This is a genomic window from Escherichia sp. KCJ4928, from assembly GCF_004352695.1.
Lineage (GTDB): Bacteria > Pseudomonadota > Gammaproteobacteria > Enterobacterales > Enterobacteriaceae > ECMA0423.
Window position 1 is genome coordinate 1 of sequence record NZ_SJWV01000810.1, and the last position, 255, is coordinate 255.

Annotated in this window: 1 pseudogene; it reads right to left on the reverse strand. The window is 54.1% G+C overall.

The window, feature by feature from the left end:
• Positions 1 to 255 (reverse strand): annotated as a pseudogene (locus tag E0D98_RS26885) (phage portal protein); the annotation flags it as partial.

The window sequence follows — 255 nt, forward strand, 5'->3', positions numbered from 1 at the left end:
CCATCTGTTCAAGCATCGGACGCACATCATCCGGGGTGAGACTTTTACCGTCCGCCGGCTGCGGAATATTTGCGACCGCATCATTCACCGCCTTCTGCAGTACTTCCGGATCGTAATCACGACCATCACGCGGAACAGGGATATGGCTTACCGCCTCCTTCACCATCTGCTCAAGCATCGGACGCACATCATCGCCCGTCACGCACTTCTGTAATACCACAGACAGGGACGCCAGTTTTTCTTCAAACGTTTGTG